The following is an 18,264-nucleotide window of genomic DNA, read 5'->3' on the forward strand; positions in this document are numbered from 1 at the left end:
GACTGGCAACGGCCAGGAGGCACGCGGCACAGCCGGTGTCTGGGCCGCGTCACAAAACCGTAATTGAATCGTCATGAACGCGCAATGAATTTGCCTGCCCAGGCAGGCCTGGCCGCGGCAGGCAGCGCGCGTGCGTTAAACCTTGGCGGCCGGCGCAGCGTGGCTCGCGATACCCGCGATGAAGAGATCGACGATGTCGGCAGCCATCTGCTCGACTTCCGCATCGCCGACACCCCAGCGCGGCAAATGACCGTCGATGTGCATCCGCGCGAAGCCATAGACCAGCGCGCGGCCGGCGATCTGGACCTGCCTGAGGTCGCGCGTCCCGAGTTGGCCGGCTGAAAATGCCTCCGCCAGCGTGCGCTCGGTCAGGCCGATCAACTCGGCATTGTCGCCGGAGACGGCGGCCGAGCTGTCGTGGTCGAAGAAGCGGCGGCTGGAGATGATCTCGAAATGGGTCGGGTTCTTCATCGCCCAGCGCAGATAGGCGATCCCGAGATAGCGGAAGCGGCCGAGCGGATCGCCTGACGGCGCCTCGGCCAGCGCCGCCTCGATCTCGGCGCGAAAGCGGCGTTGCGCCTCCTCCGCCACCGCATTCATCAGGGCGTCCCGGCTCGGGAAATGCCGGAACGGCGCGCCCGGGGAGACCCCGGCGCGGCGCGCGGCCTCGCGGACGCTGACCGCCTCCGGCCCGCCCTCACCGACCAGTTGCATGGCGGCATCGATCAGGACCCGGCGGAGGTCGCCGTGGTGATACGGCCTGGCCGCCTGCGCCCGCGTCGCGACCGGACGCGGCTTGGCGGGCCGGCGGCCGGTGGGCGGGCTTTTGGCGGGGCGGCGCATGGCGATCCTCTAGCATCACCCGCTTGTGAATGTAAGCGATGATTACACGGATTGACCGCGCGCGGACACGAAATGTAACTGGTGATTACATAAACGGGAGGCGGGATATGGCGACGCATCGCAACTGGTTCGAGGGCTGGCGGCTGTTCGGCCTGCTCACATTGACCCTGATCGGGCTTTCGATCTGGATCGCCGCGATGCGGCAATTCGAGGTCGAGGGCGTGCGGATGGTGATCCGTTTCACGGCGCGGACCTCGCTCTTGTTCTTCTGCCTTGCCTTCTCCGCAGCGGCGCTGGCGCGGCTGTGGCCGAACGCCTGGACGCACTGGCAGCGCCGCAACCGCCGTTATTTGGGCGTCACCTTCGCGGCCTCGCACGCCATCCATGCGGTCGCGATCGCAGCCTTCGCGATGCTCGATCCGCCCGGCTTTGCGGCCGCGACCTCGATCGTCTCATACATCTTCGGCGGTATCGGCTATCTCGCCATCATCGCGCTGACCGCGACTTCGTTCGATCGCACGGCTGCACTGCTCGGCCCGCGCGCCTGGCGCAGGCAGCATCTGATCGGCGGCTACTATCTGCTGCTGCAGTTCATGGTCTCGTTCGGCAAGCGGATTCCCGAGATGCCGCTCTATGCGCTATTCCTCGTGCCGCTCGCCGTGGTGTTCGCGCTCAGGATGATCAGCATGGCCGGCCGGCCCGCGCCACGTCAGGCGCAGGCGCAGGCGAGCTGAGATCAAGTCGCCTCACACGAGGTGAAACTTGCGGCCGAGCTGGCGATGAACCGACAGCACCGCGCGGTCGACGTCGCTGATCAGGCTGTCGCCGAGCACGACGTTCGGAATCTCCCAGTTACGTCCGATCTGCGCATCGGGCAGCGCGGCAACCGCCGGCACGCGCGCGGTCTCGCAGCCGGGCTGGGCGCGCAACGCCTCATCCGCAAGCTGGGTCAATTCGTCCTGGCTCTTTCCATCAGTCATGACCTCGGTCCTGACTCCGGAAGATGGCTCACTGATGACCGAGATTCCCCAGTTCCTTAGCGCGGGCTTCGGTCATGCTGCGCATGCATTCGCCCGCATCGAGCCGGGCGATAGTGCCCTCGCCGAGGTCGTAATACAGGCAGTTGGCGTCACGATACTGGATCCATAGCCGCTGCGCGGTGCGCAGCTGTTCGCGCTGCTTGTCGTCGGCGGCATCCTTCAACGCCTTCTGGTAGGCGACGTTCATCCGCTTGTCCCACTGCGCGGTCTTGGCCTTGAGGCATTCGACCATCTGATAGGTGCCGCCGTCGCAGGATGGCTCGCCAACGCTCTGATCGCCGGCGCGGGCAACCGGTGCGGTGAAAGCGATGGAGACAACCGCCAGAATGGCCATGAGCCTGCACGCGCCTGTGGTGACAGCCGATGTCATGCCATTTTCCCTGTTCGATCGATCCTGTCGTCGCAGCATACATGAGTGCCGCCGCGATGCATCCCGTCCACCGCCGGTCGCGCCGCGGCTGGCCTTCCCGGTCCGCGCAGGATATTTCATATGCAGGAGGGACCATGCGGCGCGCCGTGACGCCTGTGATCGTCTTGGCGGTGTTCGGCCTGCTCGTCGGTGGGCTGTTTCGCTATGCGTTCGATGAGTCCGACGAGGCCTCTGTCTCGAATTATGTGCGCAGCGCCCTCGACGGCGCAGCCCTCACGGTAATCGTCTGGGCGACGCATCTCTATCTGGCCGCACGTGGTGGCTGGCTGCGACGGCAATCACTCATCGTCGAGCTGATCGGCCGCTCTGTGATCCTCGCCGTCATCGTTGCGGCCGCCGCGATCGTGCTGGAAATCGTGCTTTACGGGCATGGGCTCGAAGCCAAGTGGATGCGCGAAACCTTCCTGAAGATCATTGGCGTCGGCCTGCTGCTATCGATCCCGATCACGACGATCTACGAGTTGGTCCGGATGATCGGCGGACATACGCTGCTCAGCATCGTGCTCGGACGCTACCGGCAGCCGGTGCGCGAGGAGCGCGTGCTGCTGTTCCTCGACCTGGTCGGCTCGACGACGCTAGCGGAATCGATGGGCGAGCTGCGCGTGCAGGAATTGCTGACGCGCTTCTTCTTCGACATCGACGAGCCGATCGTGTCGCACGGCGGCGAAGTCCACGCCTATGTCGGCGACGAAGTGATCGTGACCTGGCCGGTCAATGCCGACGGACGATCGCGGCGGTATCTCGATTGCGTGTTCGCGATCGAGGATCGCCTCGCCAAGCGGGCCGATCAATATCGCAAGGAGTTCGGCGTGGTGCCCGCGTTTCGGGCCGGGATGCATGCCGGTCCGGTCGTCATCGCGGAATGCGGGGACTCGCGGCGGCAGATCGCCTATTTCGGCGACACCGTGAACGTCACGGCGCGGCTGCAGGCGCATTGCAAGGAGGCCGGCCGTCCGCTGCTGGTATCGGGCGACCTGCTGCGCCTGCTGCCGCCGGACCGCGATTTAGTCGTCGAGCCGCTCGGCTCGACGCAATTGCGCGGACGTGCCGCGTCGATCGACATCTTTTCCGTCGCGCGGCGCGTATCGTCCTAAACGATCTCTTAAAATGCACCGGCATCAGCTTCCGCTGAGCCGAAAGCGCGCATTGAATCGAGTCCGGTCGCAGCCTATTAAGGATGCGACGCACACCGTATTTGCACCGGGTTCCACCTTAACGCAGGTGTAAGACCGCGCTCCGCATGGTGTGCAGACAGGTGTCATTCAACAAAAACAAGGTTGCCCATCGATGGCGCAACAGGCGTCACAATCGATTATTGCCGAACTCGAGGATGCGGTCCGGGACGGGACATCGGCCAAGCGCGTGCAGACGCTGCGGCAGGTCACCGATCTGTTCCTGAACGACGGCGACCGCCTCAACGATGAACAGGTCAAGGTGTTCGACGACGTGCTCTGCCTCTTGGTCGCGCGCGTCGAGACCCGTGCGCGGGCCGAGCTCAGCAAGCGGCTCGCCCCGCTCGACTATGCGCCGTTTGAGGTGATCCAGCACCTCGCCTGGGACGACGACATCAGCGTCGCCGGCGACGTGCTGACCCACTCCAGCCGCCTCTCAAACGACGCCCTGCGCGAGATCGCGAGCAGCAAGGGCCAGGACCACCTGTTCGCAATCTCCGCGCGGGAAAACCTGCCGCCTTCCGTCACCGACGTGATCATCGACCGCGGCGAGGACAAGGTGATCCGGCGTCTCGCCAAGAACGCCGGCGCGCAGTTCTCCGACAACGGCTATTCCAGCATCGTCGCCCGCGCCGAAGGCGACGACGAGCTGGTCGAGATCCTCGGGCTGCGCATCGACATTCCGGCCAAGCTGCTGCGCGACCTGCTGCAGCGCGCCAAGGATACTGTGCGCGCCCGCCTGCTCTCGATCGCGTCGCCCAGGGCGCGCGAAGAGATCAGCCAGGTGCTGAACGACATCGCCCAGGAAGAGGCCGCGGCGCCGCGCCGCAACTACGGCATCGCCGAAGAGCTGGTCAAGCTGATGAAGCAGCTGAACGAGCTCGACGATGCGGCCGTCTACAAATTCGCCGAAGAGGGCAAGCTCGACGAGGTCACGGTCGCGCTCGCCGTGCTCAACGACATGCCGATCGCGATGATCGAACGGCTGATGCTCGGCCTTCGCTCCGACCTGATCCTGATCCCGTGCCGCTCGGCGCGGCTCAACTGGCCGACGGTCGAAAGCATCCTGCGCAAGCGGCCGCTGCCGCTGCCGCTCGACAATGCGACGCTCGAGATCGCGCAGCGCGATTACCGCCGGCTCTCGCTGGAAACCGCGCAGCGCACGGTGCGGTTCTGGCAGCTGCACAACAGGATCGAGAAGCAGCCGATGGCGGCCGGCTAGGCCGCCACCCCTCTGTGACAAAGAAAAAGGGTGGGCCAACGCGCCCACCCTTTTTGCTTTTGGCGTGCAGGGCAAGCGAACCGCGCTCGCCCTGCAATTTCTGCCCTAGTTCTAGTTCTTGCTCTTGTCGACCAGCGCGCCCTTCTTGATCCAGGGCATCATGTCGCGCAGCTTGGCACCGACTTCCTCGATCGGATGCGCGGCGAGCTTGGCGCGGGTGGCCTTGAACGAGGTCTGGTTGACCTTGTTCTCCAGCATCCAGTCGCGGGCGAACTTGCCGCCCTGGATGTCGGCGAGCACGCGCTTCATTTCGGCCTTGGTCTCGGCCGTAACGATGCGCGGACCGGTGACGTACTCGCCGTATTCGGCGGTGTTGGAGATCGAGTAGTTCATGTTGGCGATGCCGCCTTCATAGATCAGGTCGACGATCAGCTTCACTTCATGCAGGCACTCGAAATAGGCCATCTCGGGCGCGTAGCCGGCTTCGACCAGGGTTTCGTAGCCGCCCTTGATCAACTCGACCAGGCCGCCGCAGAGCACCACCTGCTCGCCGAACAGGTCGGTCTCGCACTCTTCCTTGAAGGTGGTCTCGATGATGCCGGCGCGGCCGCCGCCGATCGCCGAGGCATAGCTGAGGCCGAGGTCATGGGCGTTGCCCGACGAATCCTTGGCGATCGCGATCAGGCAGGGCACGCCGCCGCCGCGCTGGTATTCCGAACGCACGGTGTGGCCGGGGCCCTTCGGCGCAATCATCAGCACGTCGAGGTCGGCGCGCGGATCGAGCAGGTTGAAGTGCACGTTGAGGCCGTGAGCGAACACGAGCGCCGCGCCCTTCTTCATGTTGTCGTGCAGGTGCTCGCGATAGATGTCACCCTGCAGCTCGTCCGGGGTCAGCATCATCACGAGGTCGGCCCACTTGGCGGCTTCGGCAACTTCCATCACCTTGAAGCCGGCGTTCTCGGCCTTCTTGGCCGACGCCGAACCCTTGCGCAGCGCAATCGCCACTTCCTTGACGCCCGAATCCTTCAGGTTCAGCGCGTGGGCGTGGCCCTGGCTGCCGTAGCCGACGATGGCGACCTTCTTGCCCTTGATCAGGTTCAGGTCGGCATCGCGATCGTAGTAAACTCGCATCGTGGTTTCCTCGTTTGAAGGGGGCCAAAATCGGCCGATGAATCAGGCTTTCGGAAGGTCAGAACCGCCGGGCGCCCGCGAATTTCCGGCGTTGTCTAGAGCATTTTCCCCCTCAGGGGAAACCCTCATCTCGCATGGCGCGGTGCGGCATCATGCGTCCATGAAGACCGGGTAGAGCGAGGCCAGCAGCAGGATGGCCATCACCACATTGAAGGCGCGGATCGCCCGGGGCGAGGTCAGGATCGGCCGCAAGGCGGTCCCGAACAGCGCCCAGACGATGCAGGACACCGTGCCCAGGATCAGGCTCAGGCCGACCTGGATCGCGATGTTCCAGGGAAAGGCGGCAATCGCCGCATAGGCCGTGATGGTGCCGATCACCATCACCCAGCCCTTGGCATTGATCCACTGGAACATGGCGGCGCCCCAGAACGTCATCGGGCCGCGGCCGCCCCTGTCGTCCTTGTCCGCCGAGGGCGGCTCGGCCATGGCGATGACGGCGGCGAGATAGATCAGGTAGGCGACGCCGCCATATTTCAGGATCGTCTGCAGCACCGGATAGGCGATGAAGACGGTCCCCAGCCCGACGCCGACCGCGCCGACCATGAAGGCGAAGCCGACCGTGATGCCGGCGATATGGGGCACCGTGCGGCGGAAGCCGTAGGTCAGCCCCGACGACAGCAGCATGATGTTGTTGGGGCCCGGCGTGAAGAACATCACGACCGCGAATACGACAAAGGCAAACAGCAGCGAATTCGACATGGCGCCCTCACGCGACTTTCGGCAGAGCTTTTGGCCGCTTCGACAGCAGCATCACGGCGATGCCGGCGATCACGGTGACCATGCCGGCCAGCCGCAGCGGCCCGAATGTCTCGCCGAACACGATGCTCGACGCGGCGGAGCCGACGAACGGCACCAGCAGCGCGAACGGCACCACCTGCGCCGCCGGATAATCCCGCAGCAGCCGGCCCCACAGCCAGTAGGCGATGCTGGTCGAGATGCCGCCGAGGCAGAGCATGCAGACGAGCCCGGTCAGCGACATATGGGTCAGCGCATGCCAGGTCGGCTGCGGGCCGTTGGTGATCAAGGTCAGCACCGCAAGCGGCACCGCGGCGGACAGGCACAGCCAGGCGAACAGATCGAACATCGGCGCGCCGTTCGCCTGCCGCAGCAGAAGGTTGCCGATCGCGAAGCTGATCGGGCAGATCATGATGATCGCAAAGGCGGCGACGCTGAAGTCGTAACCGACCGTCCCGCAGATCATCAGCAAGCCGAACGCGGCGATCGCGATGCCAATCGCCTGGGTCCGCGTCGGGATTTCCCCGAAGGCCAGGGCGGCGAAGGCGATGGTGAAAAGCGCCTGGCTCTGCACGATCACGCTGGAAAGCCCGACCGGAACGCCATGCGCGATCGCAAAGGCCTGTGCGAGGAACTGGCCGAGGAACAGCGTTGAGCTGATCGCGATCAGAAGCGGCCAGGAAACGCCGGGCTTGCGCAGGAACAGGCACGGCAGCGCGGCGATGGCGAAGCGCAGCGTCGTCATCAGCTCCGGCGAGAACTCATCGAGCGCGATCCGGCTTGCGACGAACGCAAGCCCCCAGATCACCGCGACCATGACGGCGATGCCAACATCGGCCGGCTTCATTGTTGTTCTTCTTTTGCTTCCGTTTCGGTCGGGATCTAGATCTGTTCGTCGGGCTTCGGTTTGCGCAGCAGATAGGTGCCGTGCAGGGGCGCGTGGTAGTCGACGGAGACCAGCGTGAAACCGGTCTCGGTCAGCATGCGCTCCATCACCCAGCCGAAGGTCGAGTATTCGTCGCGCATATGGGTGATCACGCTTTCGCGCTCGAAGCCGTGATTCTTGATCGAGAAGTCGGCCCATCCTTCGACATCGCGATCGACACCGTCGGGCATGCCGACGAACACCATGTCGCGCAGGTAGAAGTTCGCGCCGGGCTTCAACGCGTTGAAGATTCGCGACAGCGCCACTGCCTTCCAGAAGTCCGGAAGATGGTGCAGCGTGAACTCGCTGACGATGAGGTCGTAGGAATTCGGTTGGTAGGCGAACGACAGCAGGCCGGCCGGCTGGGTCCGGATCTTCGCCTTGCGGTCGCGCGCATAGATCTCGGCAAGCCCGATCATCGCCGGCGAGATGTCGATGGCGTCGACCTCGGCGCCCATCAACGCCGCCTCGGTGGCCAGCACGCCGTTGCCGCAGCCGATATCGGCGATCCGCCAGCCCGGCTTGACGCCGAGCATGGACAGCGCCTGGCGGGCACGGACATCGCTGTCCTCACTGACGTCATAGATCGAGGCCACCGCGGTATCGAGACCGACCTGCCGCCGTTGCGTGTAGTACCAGTCGCGCGCCAACATGCCTCACATCCCTTCCGGCCCGCGCGTGATCGCGGCCACCCCGGTTCGTGACACTTCGACCAGGCCCAGCGGACGCATCAGGTCGATGAACTGACTGATCTTGGACGAATTGCCCGTGATCTCGAACACGAAGCTCTCGGTCGTGGCGTCGATCACCCGGGCGCGGAACGCGTCCGCCAGCCGCAGCGCCTCGACGCGGTGATCGCCACCGCCCCGCACCTTGACCATCGCAAGCTCGCGCTCGATCGAGCTGCCGGTCAGCGTCATGTCGACGACGCGGTAGACCGGGATCATGCGGTCGAGCTGATGCTTGATCTGCTGGATCACCATCGGCGTGCCGGTGGTGACGATCGTGATCCGCGAGAGATGTTTCTGGCTCTCGGTCTCCGACACGGTGAGACTCTCGATGTTGTAGCCGCGGCCGGAGAACAGGCCGATCACGCGCGCGAGCACGCCGGGCTCGTTCTGCACGAGCACGGACAAAGTGTGCGTCTCGTTGGGATCGTGACGCTCTTCGAGGAAATAGGCGGATGCGGGCTGGTTCATGGTCGTCCCCTTACATTCTGTTCACGCCACCGCCCGCTGGGCGGCCGGCGCAGCATCCGTTCCGATCCAGGTCCGGAACAGATCGAAATCGATATTGCCGCCGCTCAGGATCAGGCCGACCCGCTTGCCGGCGAGCCTGCTCCTTTCCTGCAGCGCGGCCGCGAGCGCCGCAGCGCCCGCGCCCTCGGCGAGATTGTGGGTATCGGTCCAGTAGGCGCGGATCGCCTGCCCGACCTCGTCGTCGCTGACCTGCACGATGCGCGAGGCGCCCTTGCGGATCAGCGCGAACGCATCCGCGTCCGGAATCCGCGTCGCCATGCCGTCGGCAAGGGTGTTGCTGGTCTCGGTGGTGACGATCTTTCCGGCCGCAAACGACAGCGCGTAGGACGGCGCCTCGGTCGACTGCACGCCGACGATCTCGGTCTTCAGCCCGAGCAGGTCGCGCGCCATGATGCAGCCGCAGATGCCGGAGCCCTGCCCGATCGGCACGTAGAGAATGTCGAGATCGGGCGCGGTACGGAACAGTTCGAGCGCGTAGGTCGCGACACCCAGCACGAGGTCCGGGTGGAACGACGGCACCATGTGCAGGCCGGCGAATTGGGCGCGGCGCTCGGCCTCTTCGCGCGCGGCCTGGAAGTCGTCTCCGTGCTCGACGAGCTCGGCCCCGAACGCGTGCATGGCGCGGTTCTTCTCGACCGAGTTGCCGCGCGGCACGTAGATTGTCGCCGACACGCCCTGACGTCCTGCCGCGAACGCCAGGCTCTGGCCATGATTGCCGCGCGTCGCCGAGATGATGCCGGGAACGTCGGGCCGCTCGCGCTTCAGCCGTTCGAGATAGACCAGGCCGCCGCGCACCTTGAAGGCGCCGGTCGGCGTGTGGTTCTCATGCTTGACCACGACCTCGGTGCCGAGCCGCTCCGCCAGCAGCGGCCATGTGTGCGCCGGCGTCGCCGGCACTGCGGTGCCGACGATCCGGTGTGCACGCTCGAGCTCGTTGAGGTCAAACATGGGAGCCGCCCTCCATTCGAGCGCGCGATAAGTTCCCTCTCCCCGCTTCTTGCGGGGTGAGGAGCTGCTTCCAGAGCAATAGTGAGAGACGGACTCGCGGAGACTCCCCCTCACCCGGATTGCGCTTGCGCGCAATCCGACCTCTCCCCGCAAGCGGGGCGAGATGAAAAGAGAGTGCTCCACGCCGATCCATCATCACACCAGCGCCTTGCCACCGGAGAAGGCCTTCGCGGTGGCCTCATCGGTCGCCTCTTCCGGCAGCAGCATCTCGTTATGCGCCTTGCCCGACGGGATCATCGGGAAGCAGTTCTCCAGCGCGGCGACGCGGCAATCGAACAGCACCGGGCGCTTGATCGAGATCATCTCCTTGATCGCGCCGTCGAGATCGGACGGCTTGGTCGCCTGCAGGCCGACGCAGCCATAGGCGTCGGCGAGCTTGACGAAGTCCGGCAGCGCCTCGGAGTACGAATGCGACAGGCGGTTGCCGTGCAGCAGCTGCTGCCATTGCCGCACCATGCCCATGTACTGGTTGTTCAGAATGAAGATCTTGATCGGCAGCTCGAACTGGACCGCCGTCGACATCTCCTGGATCGTCATCTGCACCGAGGCGTCGCCGGCGATGTCGATCACCAGGCTGTCCGGATGCGCCACCTGCACGCCGACCGCGGCCGGCAGGCCGTAGCCCATGGTGCCGAGACCGCCCGAGGTCATCCAGCGGTGCGGCTCCTCGAAGCCGAAGAACTGCGCGGCCCACATCTGGTGCTGACCGACCTCGGTCGTGATGTAGGTGTCCTTGCCGCGGGTCAGCTCGAACAGGCGCTGGATCGCGTATTGCGGCAGGATGATATCGTTGTTCTTGCGGTAGGACAGCGAGTTCCGCGCGCGCCATTGCGCGATCTGCTGCCACCACGACTTGATGTCCGGCTTCTTGGCTTCCGCCTTGAACACCTGCAGCAAATCGCCGAGCACGTTGCCGGCGTCGCCGATGATCGGCACGTCGACGCGGATGTTCTTGTTGATCGAGGACGGATCGATGTCGATGTGGATCTTCTTCGAGCCCGGCGAGAAGGCGTCGGTACGGCCGGTGATGCGGTCGTCGAAGCGCGCGCCGACGCACAGCATGACGTCGCAATCATGCATCGTCATGTTGGCTTCGTAGGTGCCGTGCATGCCCAGCATGCCGAGCCAGTTCGGGCCCGAAGCGGGATAGGCGCCCAGCCCCATCAGGGTCGAGGTGATTGGGAAGCCGGTCGCCTCCACCAACTGGCGCAGCAGTTTCGAGGCCTCAGGACCCGAATTGATCACGCCGCCGCCGGAATAGATCACGGGACGTTTGGCATTGGCGAGCATCGCCACCGCCTTGCGGATCTGGGTCGCGTCGCCCTTGACGCGCGGCGTGTAGGAGATGTGCACGTCCGACTTGCGCGGCGGATGATAGGTGCCGGTCGCGAACTGCACGTCCTTCGGCACGTCGACCACGACCGGGCCGGGCCGGCCGGTGGTGGCGACATAGAAGGCCTCGTGCAGCACCCTGGCGAGGTCATTGACATCGCGGACCAGCCAATTGTGCTTGGTGGCGGGCCGCGTGATGCCGACCGTATCGCACTCCTGGAAGGCGTCGTTGCCGATCAGGTGGGTCGGCACCTGGCCGGTGATGCAGACCAGCGGGATCGAATCCATCAGCGCGTCGGTCAGCGGCGTCACCATGTTGGTGGCGCCGGGGCCCGACGTCACCAGCACCACGCCGGGCTTGCCGGTCGAGCGCGCATAGCCTTCGGCGGCATGGCCGGCGCCCTGCTCGTGACGGACCAGGATGTGCTCGACCTCGCTCTGCTGGAAGATCTCGTCGTAGATCGGAAGCACCGCACCGCCGGGATAGCCGAAGACATGCTGCACGCCGTGATCGATGAGCGCGCGCACGATCATCGCGGCGCCGGTCATCTGATTGGGATCGTGGCTCTTGTCGGTCATGGTTCGCTCCGGATGCGCTTGTTTTTGCGCGGCTTTTGTCAGTTCTCGTCAGTTCGGCTTCGGGCAATAAAAAGGGGCCCTAGAGGCCCCATGCACACCGCCCGAATTTGGATGGCCGCTAGCCATCCCCGGCGGTGTGCCTGGGTACGACGGCGATAAGCAGTTTGGTAATAATGTTGCGCACGAGACGACCCAGTCTTCCCAAAGGTTGCGCGAACATAGCGGCCAAAGCCTGAATGTCAAGGCAAGGCAAGCATTTTCGCGATTTCCGTACTCTACCGGGGTTCCGCTCGTTCGGCGAGTGTTTTTGCGCAGGCGAACGCGCATGGCTGACGGGCGTGCGGGAAGCTGGCCCGGGCTACCGGACCCGGCTCTCCAGCCATTCCCCGCCAGCTTCCGGCACCACCCATTCGAATTCCGGGAGCTGATGGCGAAACCAGGTGAACTGGCGCTTCGCATAATGGCGGGTGTCGGCCCGGCCGATCTCGGCGGCCTCCTCGCGGCTGATCTCGCCCTTGAGGTGCCGGATCAGCGCCGGCACCCCATGGGCCTTCATCGCCGGCAGCAGCGGATCGAGCCCACGCGCCGCCAGCGCCGCGACCTCCTCGAGCGCGCCGGTATCGAGCATGACACCGAACCGGGCATCGATCCGTGCATAGAGCGTCTCGCGCTCCGGCGCGAGAAACAGCGCATGAAAATCGCCCGGCGGCAGCAGTGGCGGCAGGCCCTCGCGATGCCAGTCCGGCAGCGGGCGGCCGGTGGCCTCGACCACCTCGAGCGCGCGTGCGATGCGGGTGCGGTCGCGCGGCTTCAGGCGCTCGGCCGACACCGGATCGCGCGCTGCAAGCTCGGCATGCAGCGCCTCGACGCCGAGCTGCTCGAGCCGTGCGCGCACGCCGTCGCGCACGTCAGCCGGGATCGGCGGCACCGCCGACAAGCCGCGCGTCAGTGCCTTGAAATAGAGGCCGGAGCCACCGATGAAGATCGGCAGCCGTCCCTGCTCACGAGCCTCACTAAGCACCTTCGCCGCATCGGTCACCCAGGCGCCGGCGGAGAAATTCACGCCGGCGTCGACATGGCCATAGAGCCGGTGCGGAACCAGCGCCTCTTCGCCTGCGGTCGGCCGCGCGGTGATGGTCCGGAGGTCACGATAGACCTGCATGGAGTCGGTGTTGATCACGACCCCGCCGGTCCGCTGCGCGAGTTCGAGCGCCAGCGCCGACTTGCCGCTGGCGGTCGGCCCTGCGATAAGCACTGCCTTGTTCAACAATCCCGAATGCGCCTGCATGTCCCTCGTTGCCACGCTGATCTGCAATCCTGCAAGCCCCGCGCTCGACTCCACCATCGTCGACGGTGCGCGGGCCGTGCTGCCCTCACCCGGCCCGGCGCAGTGGTTGTTCAACGAAGTCGCCGCCGACATTCCGTTCGAAGGCGAGGACAGCAGCAGGGACGGTATCAAGACAATCGAGGAACGCCTTCGCCAGGCCCGCGGCGACCTGCCGATCGACATTGTCGTGCAGCCTCGGATCGCCCGGCGCAAGAAGCTTTTTCTGGCCGACATGGATTCCACCATGATCGGCCAGGAGTGCATCGACGAGCTCGCCGACTTCGCCGGGCTCAAGGCCCATGTCGCTGCGATCACCGAGCGTGCGATGCGCGGCGAGATCGAGTTCGAGTCCGCGCTGCGCGAGCGGGTGGCGCTGCTCAAGGGAATGCCGGTCAGCGTGGTCGACGAGGTGCTCGACAAGCGCATCACGCTGACGCCGGGCGGCCGCGAACTGGTCATGACCATGCGCGCGCACGGCGCCTATACCTGCCTGATCTCAGGCGGCTTCACCTTGTTCACCAAGGTGGTCGCGGCGAAGGTCGGCTTTCAGGAGAACCGCGCCAACCAGCTGCAGGTCGCGGACGGCAAGCTGACCGGTGAGGTGGTCGAGCCGATCCTCGGCCGCGCCACCAAGCTCGCCACCCTTATCGAGCTCACCGAATCCTTCGATCTCGACGAGATCGACACCCTGGTGGTGGGTGACGGCGCCAACGATCTCGGCATGATCCAGGCTGCGGGCCTAGGTGTAGCCTATCACGCCAAGCCGGCGGTCGCGGCCGCGGCCGCGGTCCGGATCGACCACGGCGATCTCACCGCGCTGCTGTACGCGCAGGGCTACCGGTGGGATGAGTTCGTGGCGGGGTAGCAAACCGTCATTCCGGGGCGATGCGAAGCATCGAACCCGGAATCTCGAGATTCCGGGTTCGGTCCTGCGGACCGCCCCGGAATGACGTATGTGAATGTTACTGCACGCCTAGCGCGACGAAGCGCAGTTCGCCGTCGCCGTTCGAGACCAGCAGCAGCACCGACTTCTTGCCGTCCTTCTTGAGCTGATCGACGCGCTTCTTGATGTCGGCGGCGTTCGACACCGCCTCCTGTGCCACTTCGACGATGACATCGCCCGCCGACAGCCGCTTCTCGGCGGCATCGGAATTGCCGTCGACGCCCGTGACGACGACGCCCTTCACGCTGTCCTTGATCTTGTACTTGGTGCGCAGGTCCTTGCTCAGCGCCGCGAGGTCGAGACCGAGCGCCTTCTGGGTCACCGGCTTCTCGGCGGTGTCGTCCTTCGACTTGGCGTTGACCTGCTGAACCTTCTCGTTGTCCTCGAGCCGGCCGAGCGTGACCTTGCGGGTCTCCTCATTGCCCTTGCGGATGACGACGACGTCGACTTCCTTGCCGACCGCGGTGTCGGCAACGATGCGCGACAGATCCTTGGGGTCCTTGACGTCCTTGCCGTCGAACTTGACGACGACGTCGCCGGGCTCGATGCCCGCCGGCTTGGCCGGCCCCTTGTCGTCGACACCGGCAACCAGCGCGCCGCGCGCCGGCTTGATGTTGAGGCTGTCGGCGATCTCGTCGGTGACCTGCTGGATGCGCACGCCGAGCCAGCCGCGGCGCAGCTCGCCGAATTTCTGCAGCTGGTCGACGACGCCGGCCACGGTCTTCGACGGCACGGCGAAGCCGAGGCCGATCGAACCGCCGGTCGGCGAGATGATCAGCGTGTTGACGCCGATCACCTCGCCATCGAGGTTGAACAGCGGACCGCCGGAATTGCCGCGGTTGATGGCGGCGTCGGTCTGGATGTAGCTGTCATACGGGCCCTGGCTGATGTCGCGGTTCTTGGCCGAGACGATGCCCGCGGTCACCGTGCCGCCGAGGCTGAACGGGTTGCCGATCGCGACCACCCAGTCGCCGAGCCGGATCTTGTCGCTGTCGCCGAACTTGACCGCGGTGAGCGGCTTCGGCGGCTTGAATTTCAGGACCGCGAGGTCGGTTTTCTTGTCGACGCCGACCAGCTCGGCCTTGATCTTGGTGCCGTCGTTGAGGATGACGTTGATCTCGTCGGCGTCGGCGATGACGTGGTTGTTGGTGACGACGATGCCCGCGGTGTCGACGATGAAGCCCGAGCCGAGCGAGTTGGTCTTGCGCGGCTGGAACTCACCGCTCTTGTCGCCGCCCTTGCCAGGCGGCCCGCGGCGGTTCTTGAAGAAGTCGTCGAAGAATTCCTCGAACGGCGAACCCGGCGGCAGCTGCGGCATCGTCCGGTCCTTGGCCTCGACGGTCTGCGACGTCGAGATGTTGACGACGGCGTCGATCACCTTCTCGGCGATGTCGGCGATGCCTTCAGGACCGCGTGCGAACGCCGGCACGGAGCTCAGCATGCTCGCAGCACCGATCGAGATCGCGGCTCCCATCATGCGGAAGCGGCGGCTCAGGGCTGGTCTGGCAGCGGTCATGTCGGAGTTTCTCCAGAGGCAAACGGGTTCAAATGCGCTAGTTACAGAGTGCGCCCGAACGGGCATACGGCGCAAGCATCTCAGCCGGACATTTCGGCGAAAAACCGGCTGCGAGAGGCTCACGATTATGTTCAGTCTTGCTTGTCATTCCGGGGCAGCCCGACAAGGCTGAACCCCGGGGACGCAATTGCGCACCTTGGGGAATCTCGAGGTTCCCCGATGCGCAATCGCGCATTGGCGGTCATGCTTCGCATGCTCCGGAGCGGCGACTATCTTCGCACCACCCAGATCAGGACAAGCCCGGCGACCGCCGAGCCGATACCGACGATGCGCAGGATGTTGTCGGGTGTCGCCAGCGCGCTCTTCATCGCCCGGCGCATCCAGGCGGGGCTTGCCGCGAACAGAATGCCTTCGAGCACGAACAGGATTCCCAACCCGATGAGGAAGTCGCCGAACGCTATGGACTTCATCGGATGGCAGCCTCCCGCTCGATGCTTGTTGTTTTTGGTCGGCGGCGAAGCGTCATCCGCATCGCCGCCAAGTCCTGATGTTCAAGTCGTGACGTTACTGTTTCGGCGCGGCGGCCGCCTCAGGCAACTTGCCGCTTGCACCGCCGAAGTATCTGAAGAATTCCGAGTCCGGCCGCAACAGGAAACGCGTGTCGCTGGAACGCAGGCCGTTCTCATAGGCCGTCATCGAGCGATAGAACGCGAAGAAGTCCTTGTCCTTGCCATAGGCTTCGGCGAACAAGCGGTTGCGCTCGGCGTCACCCGCACCGCGGGTCTGGTCCGCGGCCGAGTTCGCCTCGGCGACGATCACGGTCGCTTCGCGGTCGGCCTTCGAGCGGATTTCCTGCGCCTTCTGGTCGCCCTGGGCACGGAACTCGGCCGCCTCGCGCTCACGTTCGGTCTTCATCCGGTTGTAGACGGCCTGGCTGTTCTGCTCCGGCAGGTCGGCACGGCGGATGCGGACGTCGACGACCTCGATGCCGTAGCCGTCCGCTTCCCTGTCGAGCTGCTCGCGAATCCGCTGCATCAGCTTCTCGCGATCGTCACGCACCACGGTGATGAAGTTGACCTCGCCGAGCACGCGGCGCAGCGCCGCGTTCAGCAGCGTGGTCAGCTGCAGATTGGCGGCCTGGATCGAGCCGACGCTGGTGTAGTAGCGCAACGCATTCTTGATGCGATAGCGCGCGAAGGCGTCGACCACGAGCCGCTTCTGGTCGGAGGCGATCACCTCCTGCGACGGGTTTTCCAGATCGAGGATGCGCTTGTCGACGTTGATCACCGAATTCCACGGCGCCTTGAAGTGCAGACCGGGCTCGGTGACGATGTCGACCGGCTCGCCGAACCGCAAGACGATGGTCTGCTCGGTCTGCTGCACGGTGAACACCGAGCTGTAGCCGACGGCGAGCACAATGAAGAGGATGATCAGGGACACAATGCCGGTGACGGGAGACCTCATCGGGTGGCTCCCTGCTGCTGGCCGGTCGTGGCCGGTGCCGCCGGACGCCGCGGCGTCAGTTCGCCGAGCGGAAGGTAGGGCACGATGTTCTGGCCCGGGCCACCGTCGTAAACCAGCTTCTCGGAGCCGCCGAGCACTTTTTCCATGGTCTCCAGATAGATGCGCTCGCGCGTCACGTCGGGTGCCTTCTTGTACTCTTCATAGACTTTCAGGAAGCGTGCGCTCTGGCCCTTGGCGTCGGCGACCGCCTGTTCCTTGTAGCCTTCGGCGGCCTGCAGGATCTGCGCGGAACGACCGCGCGCTTCCGGCACAATCCGGTTGGCGTAGGTCTGTGCCTCGTTCTGCTTGCGCTCGAGGTCGGCGCGCGCCGCCTGCACGTCGCGGAATGCGTCGATCACCTGCGCCGGCGGATCGACCTTCTGCATCTGCACCTGCGTGATCTGGATGCCCGCGTTGTAGGTATCGAGCGTCCTCTGCATCAGCTCCTGGACGCTCTGCTCGGTGACGTTGCGCGCCCCGGTCAGGATCGGCTGGATCTGCGAGCGGCCGATCACCTCACGCATCGCGCTTTCGGCAACCGCCTTCACGGTGCCTTCGGGATTCTGGATGTTGAACAGATAGGCGCCGGCCCCACCCGGCTTGATGCGCCACAGCACCGTGAAGTCGACGTCGACGATGTTCTCGTCGCCGGTCAGCATCAGGCTCTCTTCCGGCACGTCGCGCATGGTGCGGCCGCGGCGAGCGGGATCGTCGATCAGGGTCATGCCGATCGAGATCGTGTTGACGCGCAGCGCTTTCGGCAGCAGCACTGTCTCAATCGGATATGGCAGGTGATAGCGCAGGCCCGGCTGCGCATCGCGGACATATTTGCCGAAGCGCAGCACGACGCCGAGCTCTTCGGACTGCACGCGGAAGATGCCGGTCGCGAACCAGATCGCCAGCGCGGCGACCAGCACCAGCGCGACGCCCATGCCGCTGAAATGCCCGCCGGGCAGCCACTGCTGCAGGCGGTCCTGGCCGCGCCGCAGCAGATCCTCAAGATCCGGCGGCCTTGGCCCGGCTGACTGCGGACCGGTGCCCCATGGCCCTTTCGGACCCGAGCCCCAGGGCCCCCCGCCTTGATTTTTCCACGGCATCAAACATCTCCTCGGCAAGTCCGGACGGGACGCCCGGCCTCGAATGTCCGGCCCGGTTATAGGGGACCGCTAGGGCCCTTACAACGCAAGCTTCCTGGCCGGACGAGCTATGCGCCGGGGCATAATTGTCAATGCAAACATT

General features: G+C 65.2%; 19 protein-coding genes. 4 read left to right on the top strand and 15 right to left on the bottom strand.

The features are described 5' to 3' along the window. Positions 1–135: 135 nt before the first annotated feature. Complete coding sequence (locus tag J6525_RS08525; RefSeq protein WP_092089961.1) at positions 136–843, bottom strand: TetR/AcrR family transcriptional regulator; 708 nt, start codon at positions 841–843, stop codon at positions 136–138. A gap of 107 nt (positions 844–950) precedes the next feature. Between J6525_RS08525 and J6525_RS08530 the strand changes: the two genes are divergently transcribed. Continuing rightward, a complete protein-coding gene (locus J6525_RS08530; protein ID WP_225643608.1) occupies positions 951–1,577 on the top strand; it encodes a hypothetical protein in 627 nt (208 codons plus the stop codon). A 12-nt stretch (positions 1,578–1,589) separates the two neighbouring features. Here J6525_RS08530 and J6525_RS08535 read toward each other — a convergent pair whose 3' ends face one another. Together J6525_RS08535 and J6525_RS08540 are read right to left on the bottom strand one after the other, a co-directional pair. Then, positions 1,590–1,823: a hypothetical protein gene (locus tag J6525_RS08535; RefSeq protein WP_028342354.1), complete on the bottom strand. Its 234-nt coding sequence runs from the start codon at positions 1,821–1,823 to the stop codon at positions 1,590–1,592. Positions 1,824–1,851: 28 nt separating this feature from the next. Beyond that, a complete protein-coding gene (locus tag J6525_RS08540; RefSeq protein WP_225643610.1) occupies positions 1,852–2,253 on the bottom strand; it encodes a lysozyme inhibitor LprI family protein in 402 nt (133 codons plus the stop codon). Between the two features lie 134 nt (positions 2,254–2,387). Here J6525_RS08540 and J6525_RS08545 point away from each other — a divergent pair, with 134 nt between their 5' ends. Together J6525_RS08545 and J6525_RS08550 are read left to right on the top strand one after the other, a co-directional pair. Next, positions 2,388–3,407, top strand: coding sequence for an adenylate/guanylate cyclase domain-containing protein (locus tag J6525_RS08545; protein WP_225643612.1), 1,020 nt, complete (start codon positions 2,388–2,390; stop codon positions 3,405–3,407). A 193-nt stretch (positions 3,408–3,600) separates the two neighbouring features. Further along, a complete protein-coding gene (locus J6525_RS08550; protein ID WP_076824268.1) occupies positions 3,601–4,707 on the top strand; it encodes a DUF2336 domain-containing protein in 1,107 nt (368 codons plus the stop codon). A 111-nt stretch (positions 4,708–4,818) separates the two neighbouring features. On the opposite strand, the gene ilvC is transcribed toward J6525_RS08550, so the two are convergent. The 8 genes from ilvC to miaA all read right to left on the bottom strand — a co-directional run bounded on the left by ilvC (position 4,819) and on the right by miaA (position 13,024). Next, complete coding sequence (ilvC, locus tag J6525_RS08555) at positions 4,819–5,838, bottom strand: ketol-acid reductoisomerase (protein ID WP_018272993.1); 1,020 nt, start codon at positions 5,836–5,838, stop codon at positions 4,819–4,821. Between the two features lie 150 nt (positions 5,839–5,988). Continuing rightward, positions 5,989–6,597, bottom strand: a complete 609-nt coding sequence (locus J6525_RS08560) for a LysE family translocator (RefSeq protein WP_092089957.1) — start codon at positions 6,595–6,597, stop codon at positions 5,989–5,991. A gap of 7 nt (positions 6,598–6,604) precedes the next feature. Then, entirely contained in the window at positions 6,605–7,480 is an 876-nt protein-coding gene (locus J6525_RS08565; protein ID WP_225643614.1) for an EamA family transporter, read from the bottom strand. Between the two features lie 35 nt (positions 7,481–7,515). Then, the gene (locus J6525_RS08570; RefSeq protein WP_225643616.1) at positions 7,516–8,211 is read right to left on the bottom strand and encodes a class I SAM-dependent methyltransferase; all 696 of its coding nucleotides are present in this window, start codon (positions 8,209–8,211) and stop codon (positions 7,516–7,518) included. A 3-nt stretch (positions 8,212–8,214) separates the two neighbouring features. Then, the gene (ilvN, locus tag J6525_RS08575; RefSeq protein WP_016841057.1) at positions 8,215–8,757 is read right to left on the bottom strand and encodes an acetolactate synthase small subunit; all 543 of its coding nucleotides are present in this window, start codon (positions 8,755–8,757) and stop codon (positions 8,215–8,217) included. Between the two features lie 21 nt (positions 8,758–8,778). After that, positions 8,779–9,765: a threonine dehydratase gene (locus J6525_RS08580; RefSeq protein WP_225643618.1), complete on the bottom strand. Its 987-nt coding sequence runs from the start codon at positions 9,763–9,765 to the stop codon at positions 8,779–8,781. 195 nt (positions 9,766–9,960) lie between these two features. Next, positions 9,961–11,736, bottom strand: coding sequence for an acetolactate synthase 3 large subunit (locus J6525_RS08585; RefSeq protein WP_168857166.1), 1,776 nt, complete (start codon positions 11,734–11,736; stop codon positions 9,961–9,963). A gap of 358 nt (positions 11,737–12,094) precedes the next feature. Further along, a complete protein-coding gene (miaA, locus tag J6525_RS08590) occupies positions 12,095–13,024 on the bottom strand; it encodes a tRNA (adenosine(37)-N6)-dimethylallyltransferase MiaA (protein ID WP_225643835.1) in 930 nt (309 codons plus the stop codon). Between miaA and serB the strand changes: the two genes are divergently transcribed. Beyond that, positions 13,023–13,928, top strand: coding sequence for a phosphoserine phosphatase SerB (serB, locus tag J6525_RS08595; protein WP_225643620.1), 906 nt, complete (start codon positions 13,023–13,025; stop codon positions 13,926–13,928). The two genes, miaA and serB, sit on opposite strands and share 2 nt — an antisense overlap. A 97-nt stretch (positions 13,929–14,025) precedes the next feature. On the opposite strand, the gene J6525_RS08600 is transcribed toward serB, so the two are convergent. The 4 genes from J6525_RS08600 to hflK all read right to left on the bottom strand — a co-directional run bounded on the left by J6525_RS08600 (position 14,026) and on the right by hflK (position 18,122). Continuing rightward, complete coding sequence (locus J6525_RS08600; RefSeq protein WP_225643622.1) at positions 14,026–15,522, bottom strand: Do family serine endopeptidase; 1,497 nt, start codon at positions 15,520–15,522, stop codon at positions 14,026–14,028. Positions 15,523–15,791: 269 nt separating this feature from the next. Beyond that, complete coding sequence (locus J6525_RS08605; protein WP_028332483.1) at positions 15,792–15,992, bottom strand: DUF2065 domain-containing protein; 201 nt, start codon at positions 15,990–15,992, stop codon at positions 15,792–15,794. 94 nt (positions 15,993–16,086) lie between these two features. Next, positions 16,087–16,986: a protease modulator HflC gene (gene hflC, locus J6525_RS08610; protein ID WP_016841064.1), complete on the bottom strand. Its 900-nt coding sequence runs from the start codon at positions 16,984–16,986 to the stop codon at positions 16,087–16,089. Beyond that, positions 16,983–18,122: an FtsH protease activity modulator HflK gene (hflK, locus tag J6525_RS08615; RefSeq protein ID WP_028342342.1), complete on the bottom strand. Its 1,140-nt coding sequence runs from the start codon at positions 18,120–18,122 to the stop codon at positions 16,983–16,985. The genes hflC and hflK overlap by 4 nt, the downstream gene beginning before the upstream one ends. Between the last annotated feature and the right edge of the window lie 142 nt (positions 18,123–18,264).

The sequence above is a fragment of the Bradyrhizobium australafricanum genome (genome assembly GCF_020329495.1).
GTDB lineage: Bacteria > Pseudomonadota > Alphaproteobacteria > Rhizobiales > Xanthobacteraceae > Bradyrhizobium > Bradyrhizobium australafricanum.

Bases quoted from the DNA above. Each gene is read 5' to 3' on its own strand.
- J6525_RS08525 (WP_092089961.1), bottom strand. From the start codon at position 843: ATGCGCCGCCCCGCCAAAAGCCCGCCCACCGGCCGCCGGCCCGCCAAG.
- J6525_RS08530 (WP_225643608.1), top strand. From the start codon at position 951: ATGGCGACGCATCGCAACTGGTTCGAGGGCTGGCGGCTGTTCGGCCTG.
- J6525_RS08535 (WP_028342354.1), bottom strand. From the start codon at position 1,823: ATGACTGATGGAAAGAGCCAGGACGAATTGACCCAGCTTGCGGATGAG.
- J6525_RS08540 (WP_225643610.1), bottom strand. From the start codon at position 2,253: ATGACATCGGCTGTCACCACAGGCGCGTGCAGGCTCATGGCCATTCTG.
- J6525_RS08545 (WP_225643612.1), top strand. From the start codon at position 2,388: ATGCGGCGCGCCGTGACGCCTGTGATCGTCTTGGCGGTGTTCGGCCTG.
- J6525_RS08550 (WP_076824268.1), top strand. From the start codon at position 3,601: ATGGCGCAACAGGCGTCACAATCGATTATTGCCGAACTCGAGGATGCG.
- ilvC (WP_018272993.1), bottom strand. From the start codon at position 5,838: ATGCGAGTTTACTACGATCGCGATGCCGACCTGAACCTGATCAAGGGC.
- J6525_RS08560 (WP_092089957.1), bottom strand. From the start codon at position 6,597: ATGTCGAATTCGCTGCTGTTTGCCTTTGTCGTATTCGCGGTCGTGATG.
- J6525_RS08565 (WP_225643614.1), bottom strand. From the start codon at position 7,480: ATGAAGCCGGCCGATGTTGGCATCGCCGTCATGGTCGCGGTGATCTGG.
- J6525_RS08570 (WP_225643616.1), bottom strand. From the start codon at position 8,211: ATGTTGGCGCGCGACTGGTACTACACGCAACGGCGGCAGGTCGGTCTC.
- ilvN (WP_016841057.1), bottom strand. From the start codon at position 8,757: ATGAACCAGCCCGCATCCGCCTATTTCCTCGAAGAGCGTCACGATCCC.
- J6525_RS08580 (WP_225643618.1), bottom strand. From the start codon at position 9,765: ATGTTTGACCTCAACGAGCTCGAGCGTGCACACCGGATCGTCGGCACC.
- J6525_RS08585 (WP_168857166.1), bottom strand. From the start codon at position 11,736: ATGACCGACAAGAGCCACGATCCCAATCAGATGACCGGCGCCGCGATG.
- serB (WP_225643620.1), top strand. From the start codon at position 13,023: ATGTCCCTCGTTGCCACGCTGATCTGCAATCCTGCAAGCCCCGCGCTC.
- miaA (WP_225643835.1), bottom strand. From the start codon at position 13,024: ATGCAGGCGCATTCGGGATTGTTGAACAAGGCAGTGCTTATCGCAGGG.
- J6525_RS08600 (WP_225643622.1), bottom strand. From the start codon at position 15,522: ATGACCGCTGCCAGACCAGCCCTGAGCCGCCGCTTCCGCATGATGGGA.
- J6525_RS08605 (WP_028332483.1), bottom strand. From the start codon at position 15,992: ATGAAGTCCATAGCGTTCGGCGACTTCCTCATCGGGTTGGGAATCCTG.
- hflC (WP_016841064.1), bottom strand. From the start codon at position 16,986: ATGAGGTCTCCCGTCACCGGCATTGTGTCCCTGATCATCCTCTTCATT.
- hflK (WP_028342342.1), bottom strand. From the start codon at position 18,122: ATGCCGTGGAAAAATCAAGGCGGGGGGCCCTGGGGCTCGGGTCCGAAA.